This window comes from Candidatus Ponderosibacter sp. Uisw_141_02 (assembly GCF_048087665.1).
GTDB lineage: Bacteria > Pseudomonadota > Alphaproteobacteria > Puniceispirillales > Puniceispirillaceae > UBA3439.
Window position 1 is genome coordinate 582323 of sequence record NZ_CP159807.1, and the last position, 15185, is coordinate 597507.

Below are 15185 nucleotides of genomic sequence, written 5' to 3' on the forward strand. Positions count from 1 at the left end.
CCGCGTTTCGGCTGTGGTCATGCGTGGCATGGAATGCTGATCAATTAACCTCTGCCATTGGCATGGCACCGTTGCCTTTGCCGCGTGAACTCTGCTATAAACGGCGGCGGTTCATGCGGCCCGACGGCATGATCTATGGTTTCAAGGTAGGCGAACTTGACCCGTTGCAATATCGCAGCGGCATGGCGTCTTTCCTGTCTTTCGATCTTGATGTCGATCCCCTTGGTGGGACAAAGGTTTTTTCATGGCAAATGTAGCTGTAATTGGTGCGCAATGGGGTGATGAGGGCAAAGGCAAGATTGTCGATTGGTTGTCAAGCCGCGCCGATATTGTTGTCAGGTTTCAAGGTGGCCATAATGCGGGTCATACGCTTGTCATTGACGGCGTTGAATATAAATTATCGCTTTTGCCATCAGGCATTGTACGGCCGAGAAAATTATCGGTCATTGGCAATGGTGTTGTGATTGATCCGGCGCATTTGCTCAAGGAAATTGGCATTCTGCGAAGTCAGGGCGCGGCAATCAGTCCGGCAAGTCTTTTGGTATCCGAATCTGCGGCTTTGATCTTGCCGGTTCATCAGGCGGTTGATGCGGCGCGCGAAGCGTTGCGCGGTGCTGGTAAAATCGGCACAACCGGCCGCGGCATTGGCCCTGCCTATGAAGATAAAATTGCCCGCCGCGCGGTTCGCCTTGGCGATTTGGCATCCGAAGATGTGCTAACGGAAAAGCTGGCGGCGCTGGTGGCGCATCACAATGTCTGGCTTGCTGCTGCCGAACAGCCGCTTGCCGATGCTGACAAGATGAAGGCCGATCTTTTGGCGATGCGTGACGAATTGCTGACCTATGCTGGCCAAAGCTGGCGTTGCCTTGCCGATGCGCGCGCGGCAAATAAGCGGGTTTTGTTTGAAGGTGCCCAAGGGGTGATGCTTGATATTGATCACGGCACTTATCCTTTTGTGACCTCAAGCAATACTGTGGCGGGTCAGGCCGCAACGGGTGCGGGAACCGGCCCAACCGATATCGGATTTGTCCTTGGCATTACCAAGGCCTATACAACCCGCGTTGGCAGTGGCCCATTCCCAACCGAGGATTTTGGTGCCGATGGCGAACGTATGGGCGAACGAGGCCGCGAATTTGGCACGGTCACAGGACGCAAGCGGCGTTGTGGCTGGTTTGATTCGGTTATGGTTCGCCAGGCAGGTCATGTTGCGGGCATCACCGGCATGGCTTTGACCAAGCTTGATGTTCTCGATGGGTTTGATGTTTTAAAGATATGTGTTGGCTATCAAATTGACGGCAGCGACAAGGTTTTGGATTATTTCCCGTCCGATGCTGGCGCACAGGCCGCTTGCAAGCCAATCTACGAAGAAATGCCCGGCTGGTCAGACAGCACCTATGGCGCGCGTAGCTGGGCTGAATTACCTGCTAATGCGGTCAAATATATTCGCCGTGTTGAAGAAATGACCAAATTGCCGGTTACGCTGCTATCAACAAGCCCCGAACGCGATGATACGATTCTGGTTCGCGACCCGTTTGAACGCTAGGCCTCAGCTTCGCTGTGATGCGGCAATAGCTGCATTTCTTCGGCCTTGTCACGAACGGCCTTTTGCAGCTTCTCAAAGGCGCGCACTTCAATCTGGCGAATTCGTTCGCGGCTGACGCTGAATTCGGCGGCCAGATCTTCGAGTGTTAGCGGCGGTTCGGCAAGCCGTCGCGCCTCGAGAATACGTTGTTCGCGCGGGTTTAGCCCCTGCATCGCATCAACCATCAAATTGCGGCGCGCGCCATACTCTTCCTCTTCGGCAAAATTGGTTTCCTGATCAACGCTGTCATCTTCCAGCCAATCCTGCCATTCGCCACTGCCCTCGCCATCGCGGCTAAGCGGTATATTCAAAGATCTGTCATTGCCAGCCATGCGCTGATTCATTGAAATCACTTCAGTTTCGGACACATCAAGCTGAGTGGCAATCTGCGTAACCTGTTCGGGCTTTAGATCGCCATCTTCAATCGCTTGGATCTGTCCTTTGATGCGGCGTAGATTGAAAAACAATTTCTTTTGCCCGGCGGTGGTGCCGATTTTGACCAGCGACCATGACCGCAATATATATTCCTGAATTGCCGCTTTAATCCACCACATGGCATAGGTGGCAAGCCGAAAGCCTTTTTCAGGTTCAAATTTTTTGACCGCATGCATCATGCCAAGATTGCCCTCAGAGATCAGGTCGGCAACCGGAAGGCCGTAACCGCGATATCCCATTGCGATTTTGGCGACAAGCCGCAAATGACTGGTCACGAGCTTATGCGCTGCTTTGATGTCGCCTTTGTCTTTCCATGATTTTGCCAGCATATATTCCTCGCCCGGCTCTAGCATTGGAAAGGTGCGAATTTGCTCAAGGTAGCGCGACAGATTTCCATCTGGGCTAAGCGCAGGAAGCATAGATTTAGCAGCCATTTTCATTTCTCCTCGAGATCGAACTCATATCGTGAGGCATTTTGCGTCACTTTGGCGCGATGCTACCGCGCTTTGCCGACCTTTCTACAAGTAGATAAAACCATTTAATCGGGGCTAGATTAAGGCTATTTTTTGCAAAACTCTTTTTCAATAATTCTAATTTTCGCACATATAGACGGTCAAAACCCGAAAATTACGCGCAGTAATCGCAAAAATCAATTCTAGCCAGAAGGATGGGTTTTCCCAGTCGCACGGTCGGAAACAGTGCGTTCCATCAATGCGAGGAGACCCGCCATATCGTCGGGAAGCGGTGTTTCAAAATGCAGAGCCTCGCCGGTAATCGGATGGGCAAAGCCAAGCCGCGCTGCATGCAGTGCCTGACGGCCAAAATCGCGCATCTGTGACAGGCCGGTACGCGCCAAATTATCCGGCATTTGTCCCGAACGCGGTGCCCGTCCATATAATGGGTCGCCGATCACCCCATGATTGATATGCGCCATATGAACACGGATCTGATGTGTTCTACCAGTTTCAAGACGGCATTCAACATGCGAACCAAAAGGCGGGAAACGGCGCAGCAATTGCCAATGCGTTACCGCGTTACGGCCTTTGGTGGTGATGGCTTGGCGTTTGCGATCATAGCTGGCGCGGCCGATTGGTTCGTCAATCGTGCCATCACGTTCAACACTTGTTCCCCAAACAAGCGCGTGATAGCGCCGGTCAATATCATGTGCGGCAAACATTCCGGTCAGGCCGTGATGCGCCGCATCTGTTTTGGCGACTACCATCGTGCCAGATGTGTCTTTATCCAGACGGTGAACAATACCCGGCCGCATGACTCCGCCAATGCCGGTAAGCGATGGTCCGCAATGGGCAATCAGCGCATTCACCAAAGTGCCGGTTAACGACCCCGGTGCCGGATGCACAACCAGCCCTGCCGGTTTATTCAGGACAATCAAATGCGCATCTTCAAATAGAATATCAAGCGCGATATTTTCGGCTTTTGGCACGGCATCAACCGGCGGCGGCAAAATCAGCGCATAGCTTGCACCGGGTTTGACCGGTGCTGAGGGATCGGTTAGGGTGCGTCCATCTTCGCTTAGCTGCCCATCAAGGATCAGCGCTTTAATCCGGCTGCGTGACAAAGGCTGGCTTGGCGTGCCAAAATGGGCCGCCAGAAACCGGTCAACGCGGTCGGCAGGTATATCGTCAGCGGCAAGGTGAACAAGACGGGTTGTTGGATCGTCAGAGGAATGGATCATGGGTCAGGACAATAAAGCAAAAGCGTCAAATACAACAGCCCCACAATCATCTGAAACAAACACCGAAGCGCCGTCGGCTATTGTCCGAAATCTTGGGCTGATTAAGGCTATGGCCATCATCATGGCAATTTTGATCGTGGCGGCATTGGCGGTCATTATCGTGACAATCTATAGCCGGCTTACCGCCGCCAATTCGGCCAAGACAATTCAGCAAAATGAGCTTGTAATTCCTGCTGATAGCCGGATTACTGGTGCCAGCCTTGGCGCTAAGGGGCAAATGCTTGTCATTGTCGAAGATAAAACCGGCCAGCAATTATGGCAGCTCGACGCGTCAGGTAAAATTCAGCGCAAAACCCGCATCGCGCCCCAGCGGTAAAATTCGCCAATCGCGCCCGTGTTGCCTAAAGACCCAAATCGGATTTAGCCGATAAAAGCAGCCGTTCCAGCGGCATGTCGCTAAAGCTCCACACATCAAACCCGACCGCCAGCGGCAAAACATAATACCGAACGATAAACAGGATGCCCGCAGCGTAAAGCGGCAATAGGCGGCTGATGATAAAGGCTGGTTTGATCAAGTTTATCACCGCATAGATCGGGGCGTTTAGCCCACGCAACAGCCGTAACAGTGAAAAGCCACTATCTTCATTCATCACAATGATCAGCAGAAAATGCACAAAGCTGGTCCACATCAGCAAACCAAAAGGCAGATCAATCAAAATGCCGATCGGAGGGGTGGTTGTAATCATGCAAATGGTTCCAGATCGTGATCATAAAGGGGGCTGTATCTGCCTCCATAAAAACCGAATACAGCGCGCGATGCAAGCCCAAGATCCTGCGCCCGCATGATGAAAAGCGGCAACCCGAATTGATCGGGGGCTGGCATATTGCGTCAAAAAAAGATACATAAGGACGATGTGAGTGCCGGTTTGTCATTGCTGGGCTGGATTTGCCCGTTTTGACGCGCTACGCATCCTTGAAAATGCTGTATCAAAAATCCTGACGCGGCCCGAAAGAGAACTGGAAAAATCATGGCTAGCCATCAATATGTTTATGTAATGAACCGCTTAAGCAAGGCATGGCCCGGTGGTAAGGAAGTTCTGAAAAATATCAGCCTGTCATTTCTGCCAGGTGCCAAAATTGGCGTTTTGGGTCTGAATGGATCGGGTAAATCAACCTTGCTGAAAATCATGGCTGGAATTGAAACCGAATTTCAGGGTGAAGCATGGGCTGCCGATGGCATCAAAGTTGGTTATCTGGCGCAAGAACCCGAATTAGACCCGTCATTGGATGTGACTAGCAATGTTCTTGCTGGCATGGGTCGTGCCAAACAGCTTGTTGACCGGTTTAACGAAGTGAGTGCGAAATTTGCCGAAGAAATGAGCGATGACGAAATGAATGCCGTCATTGCCGAACAGGCCGAACTGCAAGAAGAAATTGATGCCATTGACGCATGGGATCTAGAACGCAAAGCCGAAATTGCGATGGATGCGCTTCGCGTGCCGCCGGGCGATGCCGATGTCACGAAATTATCAGGTGGTGAAAAGCGCCGTGTTGCGCTTTGCCAGCTATTGCTAAGTGCGCCTGACATGCTGCTTCTTGACGAGCCGACAAACCATTTGGATGCCGAATCAGTCGCATGGCTGCAAAAATTCCTTCATGATTTCCCGGGCACCGTTGTCACCATTACGCATGATCGTTATTTCCTTGATGATGTTGCTGGCTGGATTCTTGAACTCGATCGCGGAGCTGGTATCCCTTATGAGGGGAATTATTCGGGCTGGCTTGAACAAAAGCAAAAGCGGCTTGAACAAGAAGGCCGTGCCGACGATGCGCGGGTAAAATCATTGTCTCGCGAATTGGAATGGGTGCGCGCTGCACCAAAGGCACGTCAGGCCAAATCCAAGGCACGGATCAATGCCTATGAAAAGCTGCTTGCCGATGACCAGCAAAAACAGGTTGATGTGGCGCGGATTTCGATTCCGGCTGGCCCACGGCTTGGCGATGTGGTGATTAACGCCAATGGGCTTCGCAAAGGTTTTGGCGATCGGCTGTTGATTGATGATTTGTCTTTCCGCCTGCCGCCAGGTGGTATTGTTGGAGTGATTGGCCCGAACGGCGCGGGTAAAACCACGCTATTTCGCATGATTACCGGCGATGAAGCGGCTGATGAAGGTGATTTTTTTGTTGGTGATACGGTCAAGCTTGGCTATGTCGACCAATCGCGCGATGCGTTGGATGATAAGCAGACGGTTTGGCAGGTCATTTCAGACGGTATGGAAGAAATCGAGCTTGGCAAACGCACCATGCAATCGCGTGCCTATGTCGGACAGTTTAATTTCAAGGGCGGCGATCAGCAAAAAACCGTTGGCCAGTTATCAGGCGGTGAGCGCAACAGGGTGCATCTGGCGCGTATGTTGAAATCAGGGGCCAATCTGCTGCTTCTCGATGAGCCGACAAATGATCTTGATGTCGATACGCTTCGCGCCCTTGAAGAGGCGCTTTTGGAATTTGCTGGCTGTGCGGTTGTGGTCAGCCACGACCGTTGGTTCCTTGACCGGATTGCAACTCATATTCTGGCTTTTGAGGGCGACAGCCATGTTGAATGGTTTGAAGGCAATTATGAAGCCTATGAGGCGGATAAAAAGCGGCGTCTTGGTGCCGATGCTGATCGGCCAACCCGCATTAAATATAAGCCAATCTCGCGCTAGGCCGGTGATTTAAAAAAATAGCAGATCACGCCATCCAAAAAGCCGGAATGTTCCGGCTTTTTGGATGGCGGATTTTTGGGCAGATTTATGGTGCTTGCTGGCGTTTGCGCATTGCCTCAATCAACGCTGAAAACCGGCCTTCATTCTGGCGAATGATGGTGACGTTTTCCTGTTTTTGAGTCACAAGCATTGAAATATTCTCAATTTCAACATCCAAAACCTTTGCCGGTGCCATCGCTGGTGTAATGACGCGCCAGCCAACCGAAACAGATGGGCGCTTACCCGTTGAGTCATTAAAGACACCGCGAACTAGAACCATCTTGTCACCCTTGGCCTGACTATCAATTGCGGTAAAGCGCAAACCCGATAATTGATCGAAATTGCGAACAACGGTCTCAACCACAACATCTCGCATGGTTTGGACATAATCAATGCGTTCTTGTTGATTGGCGGCGCGCCAATAAGGCCCAGCAGAAAAGCGGGCAATCGCTGGTAAATCAAAATGTGTATCAAGAATTTTTGTAATATTTTCGGTTCGTTTTTCAATATTGCCGGAATCTGTTTTCAGATAGGCTTCAACTTGGCTGATCATGCTTGTGATAACATCATTGGCAGCGGTAATCTGATCGCTGGCACGCGCTGGCAAAGCGCTCAACAACAGCGGTATCAGACATAGACAAACAAAGCTGCTGCGAAGCCAGCTACGCAAATCAAAGATCAAAATTCCAATTTGGCGTTTGCGTGTCATTTAGGGTCCTCAAGGAATGATTCAAACTGGTCATCAGCGGTGCGATTATCGGTTGGTTTTCCAACCGTGGCATTAATGCGGCCAGCCCGCCCCTGATAATACAGCGAGCGGGTGCGGGCGTAAGGGTCAAGCGAATTATATTTCACATCGTTAAAGACTTCAAACAGATTAGCCCGCGTTGATACAGCCGCGACTGGTGCGCGCAATGTTTGCATTGTCTGGACGGCATCACCAGCTTTTAGAAACGACATCGGGTTGGTTACCGAATCAACAACCCGGCCGGTTAGGCTTCGGCTGGTATTTGGGCCAAGAACTGGCACCATCAGATAATTGCCTTCAGGCACATCAAACGATGCCAAGGTCTGGCCAAAATCCTGGCTTTTGACCGCTTTTGGATCCTCGGTCAGATCAACCAGTCCCAGTGTCAGGCTGTTGACGATAAAATGCACTGTCGACAGACCCGCATTTTCAAAACGCCCCTGCAATGTTGAATTGAATGTGGTGGCCGGAAGCCCTGTCCAGTCAATATGGTTATCAATCGCGCGGCGGCCGGCTGGCGGCATGACATTGCGATAACCATTGGCGGCTGGTTCCAAAACATGCGTATCAAGACCCATGTTAAAGGCAAAGGCTTTGCAATTCGATCCTTCATATGGGTCGCGCGCATCCGTTCTTTCGGCGTCGGGAACAGAACTGCATGCCGCCAAAAGCAAGATAGCCGCAAAGGGGGCGGCTGAAATGCGATTCCTGCGACGTTTTGATAAGGCAAACATAGCTATCCATTCATGGGTTACAGAACTTTATATGCAACATATCGCAATAAAGGCTGAATGCAAAAATTATTCGGCATTATGCGAATAGCAATTAGGCAAAATTATGAAAAAATAAGTGACCCAAGACATCGCATTGCGATTGACCCACCCATCTGCATTTGCGAGTTTGAACACATCATGAACGAACTTGTAAAAACGCCAGCCAGCCCATGGCTTGATGGGCTTAATACGGCACAAAGCGAAGCTGTGAAAACCCTTGATGGGCCATTGTTGGTTTTGTCGGGTGCCGGTACCGGTAAAACGCGTGTGTTGACCTCGCGCCTTGCTGAATTGGTTGCCAGCGGCACCGCAAAGCCGTGGAATATTTTGGCGGTGACCTTTACCAACAAGGCTGCACGTGAGATGAAATTGCGCGTTGCTGGTCTGGTTGGGCCGATGGTCGAGCAAGTATGGCTTGGCACGTTTCATGCGCTTGCTGCCAAAATGTTGCGCCGCCATGCCGATCTTGTTGGTTTGCGGTCTGATTTTACCATTCTCGACACTGATGATCAGATCAGACTGCTGAAACAATTGATGGAAGCCGAAGATATTGATTCCAAACGCTGGCCAGCGCGAATGCTTGGCGGGGTGATTTCGCGGTGGAAAGACCGTGGGCTGCCGCCAGAAAAAGTGGGGCTCGCCGAGGCTGGTGATATTGCCAATGGGCGTGTTCGGGTGCTTTATGAACGTTATCAAACCCGCCTCATTACACTGAATGCTGTCGATTTTGGTGATTTGCTGCTTCACATGCTAAGCATTTTCACCACCCATGCCGATGTTTTGGCCGATTATCAAAACCGCATCACCCATATTATGGTTGATGAATATCAAGATACGAATGTTGCGCAATATCTATGGTTGCGGCTATTGACCGGCAACCGGAACAATCTTTGCTGTGTTGGCGATGATGATCAGTCGATCTATGGCTGGCGTGGTGCCGAAGTTGGCAATATTTTGCGCTTTGAAAGCGATTTCATCGGTGCCAAGACGGTTCGGCTTGAAGAAAATTACCGGTCAACCGGCCATATTCTGGCAGCGGCGTCCAAAATCATCGCGCATAACGAAACGCGGCTTGGCAAAACCTTATATACATCGGCAGATGACGGCGAAAAACTGCGGGTCAATGGCTATTGGGATGGGCCTGACGAGGCGCGAAATATCGCCAGCCAGATTGAAACAATGATGAAAGATGGTGTTCATCTCTCGCAAATCGCCGTTCTGGTTCGTGCCGGATTTCAAACCCGTGAATTTGAAGAACGGTTTATTGCGATTGGCCTTCCTTATCGGGTGGTTGGTGCGCGGTTTTATGAACGCGCAGAAATTCGCGATGCCATTGCCTATTTGCGGCTTATCGCCCAACCCGCCGATGATCTGGCGTTTGAGCGGATTATCAATACGCCAAAGCGTGGCCTTGGTACGGCCAGTTTGCAGGTGGTTCATATTCAGGCGCGGTCGTCGGACAAGCCGCTTTTGACGGCGGCGATTGATCTTGTGCAAACCGAAGAATTGCGTCCTGCGGCACGTAACGCGCTTGGCAGTTTTGTGCAGGATATCAAACGTTGGCGCGATCTTGCCGGATCAACGCATCAGGCGGATCTTGCCAAAATGGTGCTTGATGAATCGGGCTATACACAAATGTGGCAGCTTGATAAATCACCCGATGCTGAGGGCCGGCTGGAGAATCTGACCGAATTGATCAATGCAATGCAGGATTTTGACTCGCTTCAGGGGTTTTTGGAACATATCGCGCTTGTTACCGATGGTGATGCCGACCCTGAGCATGGCGAGGTGACGCTAATGACGCTTCATGCGGCAAAAGGGCTAGAATTTGATGCGGTTTTTTTACCCGGCTGGGAAGAAGGGGTTTTCCCAAGCCAGCGCACAATGGATGAAAATGGCGCTGTTGGTCTCGAAGAAGAACGCCGCTTGGCCTATGTTGGTATCACCCGAGCGCGGCGCGATCTTTTCATTAGCTTTGCCAATAGCCGGCGGATTCATGGCCAGTGGCAATCGTCAATTCCATCACGCTTTGTTCAGGAATTGCCGCCTGAAAATATTATTGAAGATATAGAACAAGGCATGAGGCTTGGCCGTGTGACCGCGGCGCGCCTTGGTGATGCGTCGGGTACGAATGGCTTTGGCGCGAATGGCGGCTATGGTGCGGGGTGGCGACGGATGGCGGCACGGCGCGCCGAACCGGCTGATGGCAATTGGGAACCAGCCAATAACAAGACCGAATTTACAATCGGCGACCGTGTGTTTCACCAGAAATTTGGCATGGGCAATATTTTGACAATTGATGGAGACAAGCTATTGATTGCGTTTGATAAAGCAGGCCATAAAAAGGTCGTTTCAGGATTTGTGAGCAAGCCATGACCGCGCTTCAATCTGTCGTTTTAACCTTGCCGGCGCGGCTTGATGATCGGGCAATAGCTGCCTTTGAAGGTGTTTTTAGCGAGCTTTTGGACAGCGCCGCCACATCTTTCCAGCGCGATGATACTGGTGATTGGCAGATCGAAGCCCTGTTCACCTTCACCCCTGATGTGGCCAAGATTGATCAGATGCTGGCACCGCTTTATCAGCATAAATCGATTACCCCAGTGCCAATCACCATATCACCGGTTGAACAGCGCGACTGGCTTGCCGAAAATCGTGCTGCCTTTCCGCCATTGCATATTGGCCGTTTCTGGGTTTACGGAAGTCATGTCACCACGCCCCGTCCGGTGGCGAGCCTGCCTTTGTTGATTGATGCTGCCTTGGCCTTTGGCTCGGGAACGCATCCGACAACCGAGGGCTGTTTGCGCGCAATGCAGATGATCCGGCGGATTGCCCCACGGCGGGTTCTCGATATGGGCTGTGGGTCGGCAATTCTGGCAATGGCGGCATCGCGGCTTTGGCCATCCTGTCAGACAATTGCGGCTGATAATGATCCGGTTGCGGTTCGGGTTGCGGCGCATAATCGGGCGCTGAACGCCATTGCGCCGGCAAAAATGCGGTTTGCCGTTTCGCAAGGATTTGGCAGCCGCATTGTTTGCAATCATGCGCCGTATGATTTGGTGCTTGCCAATATTCTGGCGGGGCCGCTATGCCGGATGGCACCCGATCTTGCACCGCGATTGGCCAAGGGTGGGTGGCTTATTTTGTCGGGTATTCTAAATGGGCAGGCAACCACAGTTGAGGCGGCCTATCGGCAGCAGCGGCTTCGTGTGTGGCACCGAATTCGTATTGGCGATTGGACAACAATCATCATGCGGCCATCGGCGGCAGGCACAATGCCGCAATTATGGAGTGGACGGTGAGCCAGCAGGATCAAACCCGCGCCAAGCGGTTAGAAACGCTGCGCAGCGCAATAGCTGCGGCTAGATTTGATGGCTGGATTATTGGCCGCGAAGATATGTATCAGGGCGAAGAAGTGCCGGCCGGTGATGAGCGGCTTGCCTATTTGTCCGGATTTACTGGATCGGCTGGCTTTGCGGTGGTGCTTGGCGATCGGGCGGGGCTGTTTAGTGATGGCCGCTATAGTTTGCAAATGCCCGCACAAACCAATTCGGCAGATTGGGATTGCAACACAATCCCCGATGTGACATTCGAAGATTGGCTGAAAACAGCGGGGTTAGCCAGTGGTTCAATCATCGCCATTGATGGAAGGCTGGTCACGGTTTCAGGCTTTAGACGCTTTGAAAAATCGGTTCTTGCGGCAGGTGGAACACTTGTTTGTCACCACGCAAACCTGCTTGATCAGCAATGGCATGATCGGCCGACTTTGCCGCCAGCGGCAAGCTGGCAGATGCCGATTGAAAATGCCGGTAAGTCACTTGCCGAAAAGAGCGATGATCTTGCCGCCTATCTTGATGCCAAAGATTGCGCTGCGGTTCTGCTAACGCGGGTGGATTCGGTGAATTGGCTGGTGAATATGCGGGGCGGGGATTTGCCCTGTACGCCGGTCAATCTCTGTTTTGCGCTGTATCACCGCGAAGCCGGTCTGTGCATTTTAGGTGATCAATCGCGCCTTCAGTCGGTTTTAACGCCCGATATCACCGTTGCGCCTTTGACCCAATTGCCAGGAATGCTTGGTGATATGGGTGATGGCCGTTTGATGATTGAAGCCGCAAGCCTTCCCAAAATGCTGTTTGAACAGATTGTGGCAAGCGGTGTGCAAACATTTGAGGCCGATTGTCCGCTGACCATCGAAAAAGCCTGCAAGACACCGGCTGAATTGCGCGGGTTTCGCGCCGCGCATCAGCGTGATGGTGCGGCGATGGTTGAATTTTTATGCTGGCTTGATCAGGCAGTATCCACTCCGTCTTCTAGCATTACCGAAAGTGATCTTGCCGATAAATTACTGGCGTTTCGCCAACAGCAAGACGGGTTTCTAGCACCAAGCTTTAACACCATTGCCGGATCAGGCCCGAATGGCGCCATTGTGCATTATCGGGCCATTGCGGGGGCAGATCGCGAACTGGCAAGCGATGATCTTTTGTTGTTGGATTCGGGCGGCCATTACCGTGATGGCACAACAGATATCACCCGTACCATCGCGATTGGAACCCCGCCCAAAGGCGCGGTTGCGGCCTATAGCCATGTTCTGCAAAGCCTTATTCACCTCGCCGTGGCGAAATTTCCCGAAGGCACGAATGGCAAACAGCTAGATGCGATTGCACGCGCGCCGCTATGGGCGGCGGGGCTGGATTTTGCGCATGGCACCGGTCATGGTGTTGGTCATGTTTTATCGGTTCATGAAGGGCCTGCCAGCATTTCCAAACGGGGTGACGTGGCGCTTGAAGCGGGCATGGTTTTATCGAATGAGCCGGGTTATTACCAGACAGGTGATTGGGGCATTCGGATTGAAAATCTGATCGTCGTGACATCAGTAAAACAAACCGGGTTTCTGGAATTTGAAACAATCACTCTTTGCCCGCTTGATCGCCGTCTGATTGATAAAACGCGTCTTGATGCTGGCGAGATAGACTGGATTGACCGCTATCATCGCGCGGTTTATGAACAATTACACGCACATCTATCGCCAATGGCCAAATCATGGTTAGAGGCCGCCTGCCGCCCGATATAGATTTAAACGATACTGGCAGGGCGATAGTGGCAAGATGCTATTGGTTGCCAAGCAGCGCCGAATAGCCATCTTCATCAAGAACGGTAATGCCAAGATCGGCTGCCTTGCGAGCTTTTGATCCGGCATCCGCACCCGCGACCAAAAAATCGGTTTTTGCTGAAACAGTGCCTGATACTTTGGCACCAAGAGATTCGGCTTTGGCTTTGGCCTCGGCGCGTGACATGCGGGTCAAGGTGCCGGTAAACACGATTGTTTTGCCGCTAATCGCGCTGTTTTCGGCAGGGCGCTCAGGCGGTAAAATGGTCAATTCTACAACAAGATCAACAATCAATTGATACAAGTCAGGATTGCCGAAAAAGGCGGTGACGTCATTAGCCATTGCCGCGCCAATCTGGTCGATTTCAACAAGCGCCTGATGCGCCGCGTCAAGATCGGCATCGGGATTCAGCGCTGCCATCATTGCCTCGACAGATCCGTAATGAAGCGCCAACAGACGCGCCGTTGCCTGTCCAACCTGTCTTATTCCAAGCGCATAGATAAAGCGTTCAAGGCCAATTTCGCGCCGAACAGCAATGGCTGATAGCAATTTCTTGATTGATAAATCGCCATATCCGTCAAGCGCGGCCATGGCCGCTGATTTGTCGCCAAGCCGGAAGATATCAGCTGGTGTTTGAACCCAGCCAAGGTCAATAAATTGTTCGATCTGGCGGGCGCCAAGGCCTTCGATATCAAGGGCATCACGCGCAACAAAATGTTTTAGCCCTTCAAACAGCTGGGCGGCGCAATTCAGCCCGCCACTGCATCGCCGCACCGCTTCGCCCTCGGGCCGGATTGCGGCAGCATGGCAAACCGGACATGATTCAGGAAAATCAAAGATGGTCTCATTTCCTGTGCGGGCGTCACTTAGCGCCCTGACAATTTGCGGAATCACATCACCAGCCCGCTGGATTATGACGCGGTCGCCAATCCGGATATCTTTGCGCGCGATTTCATCTTCATTATGCAAAGTTGCGTTTGAGACAATGACCCCGCCAACCGAAATGGGGGCAAGCCGTGCCACGGGCGTAAGCGCGCCCGTGCGGCCAACCTGAATATCAATGGCATCAATCACGGTTTCGGCCTGTTCAGCGGGGAATTTATGCGCCATTGCCCAGCGCGGGGCGCGGGCAACTTGACCAAGCCGTTGCTGATAATCATGCCGGTCAATTTTATAAACCACACCGTCAATATCATATGGCAAATCAACGCGTTGACGACCAATCATTTGATAGGTGGCCAGCAAATCGGCAACATCATCGCATCGGTGTGATAAATCATTTACCGAAAATCCGAAATTACGAAGCGCCGCCAGAACTCCCCAATGGGTTCCGGCAATGGGGGCGCTTGTCTCGCCAATCGAATAGGCAAAAAATTGCAAATTGCGCTTGCCGGTGATACCGGCATCTTTTTGCCGAAGTGATCCTGCGGCCGCATTGCGCGGATTGGCAAAAATCTTTTTCTCATTCGTTTCCTGTGCTGTGTTGAGCGCTAGAAAATCATGCCGATCCATAAACATTTCGCCGCGCACCTCGAAAATTGCCGGTGGTGACCCGGAAAGCTGTTTTGGCAGGCTGGCAATCTGAATGACATTGGCGGTGACATCTTCGCCTTCGGCACCGTCGCCGCGCGTTGCTGCTTGAACCAGCTTGCCATTTTCGTAACGAAGGCTTAGCGACAGGCCGTCAATTTTGGGTTCGGCAACAAATTGCGCAGGATCAGCGTCGGACAAAGACAGAAATTTGCGAACCCTTGTGACAAAATCTTTGATATCTTCATCGCTAAAGCCATTGCTAAGCGACAGCATTGGGCGGGCATGGCGAATTTTGCCAAACTGGCCTTGGGCTGGTAGATCAGTGCCAACGCGCCTGCTTGGGCTGTCGGGCCGGACAAGCAGCGGAAAGGCTGCCTCAATGGCGCGATTGCGCGCCACCAGCCGGTCATAGTCTGCATCGGATATTTCGGGGGCATCCTGACCATGATACAGCTTGTCATGGCGGGCAATTTCGGCGGCAAGGCCGGCCAGTTCAGTGGCGGCCGAGCCCGAATCCATCTTTGCTGGATCGTCGGTGCCAAGGCTGAAAGCGGGTTTTGTCATTG

General features: G+C 52.1%; 13 protein-coding genes. 7 read left to right on the forward strand and 6 right to left on the reverse strand.

Annotation, left to right across the window (positions count from 1 at the left end; translation table 11 throughout):
- The first annotated feature begins 23 nt into the window (after nucleotides 1–23).
- Nucleotides 24–257 (forward strand): hypothetical protein, encoded by a 234-nt coding sequence (locus ABXT40_RS02905; RefSeq protein ID WP_443646340.1) that lies wholly within the window; start codon nucleotides 24–26, stop codon nucleotides 255–257.
- Nucleotides 245–1543, forward strand: a complete 1299-nt coding sequence (locus tag ABXT40_RS02910; protein WP_443646341.1) for an adenylosuccinate synthase — start codon at nucleotides 245–247, stop codon at nucleotides 1541–1543. The genes ABXT40_RS02905 and ABXT40_RS02910 overlap by 13 nt, the downstream gene beginning before the upstream one ends.
- Here the strand turns inward: ABXT40_RS02910 and rpoH are convergent.
- Nucleotides 1540–2451 (reverse strand): RNA polymerase sigma factor RpoH, encoded by a 912-nt coding sequence (rpoH, locus tag ABXT40_RS02915; protein ID WP_443646342.1) that lies wholly within the window; start codon nucleotides 2449–2451, stop codon nucleotides 1540–1542. The two genes, ABXT40_RS02910 and rpoH, sit on opposite strands and share 4 nt — an antisense overlap.
- Nucleotides 2452–2672: 221 nt before the next feature.
- Entirely contained in the window at nucleotides 2673–3713 is a 1041-nt protein-coding gene (locus ABXT40_RS02920) for an RluA family pseudouridine synthase (protein ID WP_443646343.1), read from the reverse strand.
- Here ABXT40_RS02920 and ABXT40_RS02925 point away from each other — a divergent pair.
- Nucleotides 3712–4089 carry a hypothetical protein gene (locus ABXT40_RS02925; RefSeq protein WP_443646344.1) on the forward strand — a complete coding sequence of 126 codons (378 nt, stop codon included), beginning with the start codon at nucleotides 3712–3714 and terminating at the stop codon, nucleotides 4087–4089. The two genes, ABXT40_RS02920 and ABXT40_RS02925, sit on opposite strands and share 2 nt — an antisense overlap.
- Nucleotides 4090–4114: 25 nt before the next feature.
- Here the strand turns inward: ABXT40_RS02925 and ABXT40_RS02930 are convergent, their stop codons facing one another.
- Nucleotides 4115–4459, reverse strand: a complete 345-nt coding sequence (locus ABXT40_RS02930; protein ID WP_443646345.1) for a hypothetical protein — start codon at nucleotides 4457–4459, stop codon at nucleotides 4115–4117.
- A gap of 282 nt (nucleotides 4460–4741) precedes the next feature.
- Between ABXT40_RS02930 and ettA the strand changes: the two genes are divergently transcribed.
- A complete protein-coding gene (gene ettA, locus ABXT40_RS02935) occupies nucleotides 4742–6421 on the forward strand; it encodes an energy-dependent translational throttle protein EttA (RefSeq protein WP_443646346.1) in 1680 nt (559 codons plus the stop codon).
- 85 nt (nucleotides 6422–6506) lie between these two features.
- On the opposite strand, the gene ABXT40_RS02940 is transcribed toward ettA, so the two are convergent.
- Nucleotides 6507–7169, reverse strand: coding sequence for an MlaC/ttg2D family ABC transporter substrate-binding protein (locus ABXT40_RS02940; protein ID WP_443646347.1), 663 nt, complete (start codon nucleotides 7167–7169; stop codon nucleotides 6507–6509).
- Entirely contained in the window at nucleotides 7166–7942 is a 777-nt protein-coding gene (locus ABXT40_RS02945; RefSeq protein WP_443646348.1) for an MlaA family lipoprotein, read from the reverse strand. Before ABXT40_RS02945 ends, ABXT40_RS02940 begins: the two co-directional genes overlap by 4 nt.
- A gap of 177 nt (nucleotides 7943–8119) precedes the next feature.
- Between ABXT40_RS02945 and ABXT40_RS02950 the strand changes: the two genes are divergently transcribed.
- From ABXT40_RS02950 to ABXT40_RS02960, 3 genes are read left to right on the forward strand one after another with little or no spacing between them, the layout of a single operon-like run.
- Complete coding sequence (locus tag ABXT40_RS02950) at nucleotides 8120–10357, forward strand: ATP-dependent helicase (RefSeq protein ID WP_443646349.1); 2238 nt, start codon at nucleotides 8120–8122, stop codon at nucleotides 10355–10357.
- Nucleotides 10354–11280 carry a 50S ribosomal protein L11 methyltransferase gene (locus tag ABXT40_RS02955; RefSeq protein ID WP_443646350.1) on the forward strand — a complete coding sequence of 309 codons (927 nt, stop codon included), beginning with the start codon at nucleotides 10354–10356 and terminating at the stop codon, nucleotides 11278–11280. Before ABXT40_RS02950 ends, ABXT40_RS02955 begins: the two co-directional genes overlap by 4 nt.
- A complete protein-coding gene (locus tag ABXT40_RS02960) occupies nucleotides 11277–13049 on the forward strand; it encodes an aminopeptidase P family protein (protein WP_443646351.1) in 1773 nt (590 codons plus the stop codon). The genes ABXT40_RS02955 and ABXT40_RS02960 overlap by 4 nt, the downstream gene beginning before the upstream one ends.
- A 37-nt stretch (nucleotides 13050–13086) precedes the next feature.
- On the opposite strand, the gene ligA is transcribed toward ABXT40_RS02960, so the two are convergent.
- Nucleotides 13087–15183 (reverse strand): NAD-dependent DNA ligase LigA, encoded by a 2097-nt coding sequence (gene ligA, locus ABXT40_RS02965; protein WP_443646352.1) that lies wholly within the window; start codon nucleotides 15181–15183, stop codon nucleotides 13087–13089.
- Between the last annotated feature and the right edge of the window lie 2 nt (nucleotides 15184–15185).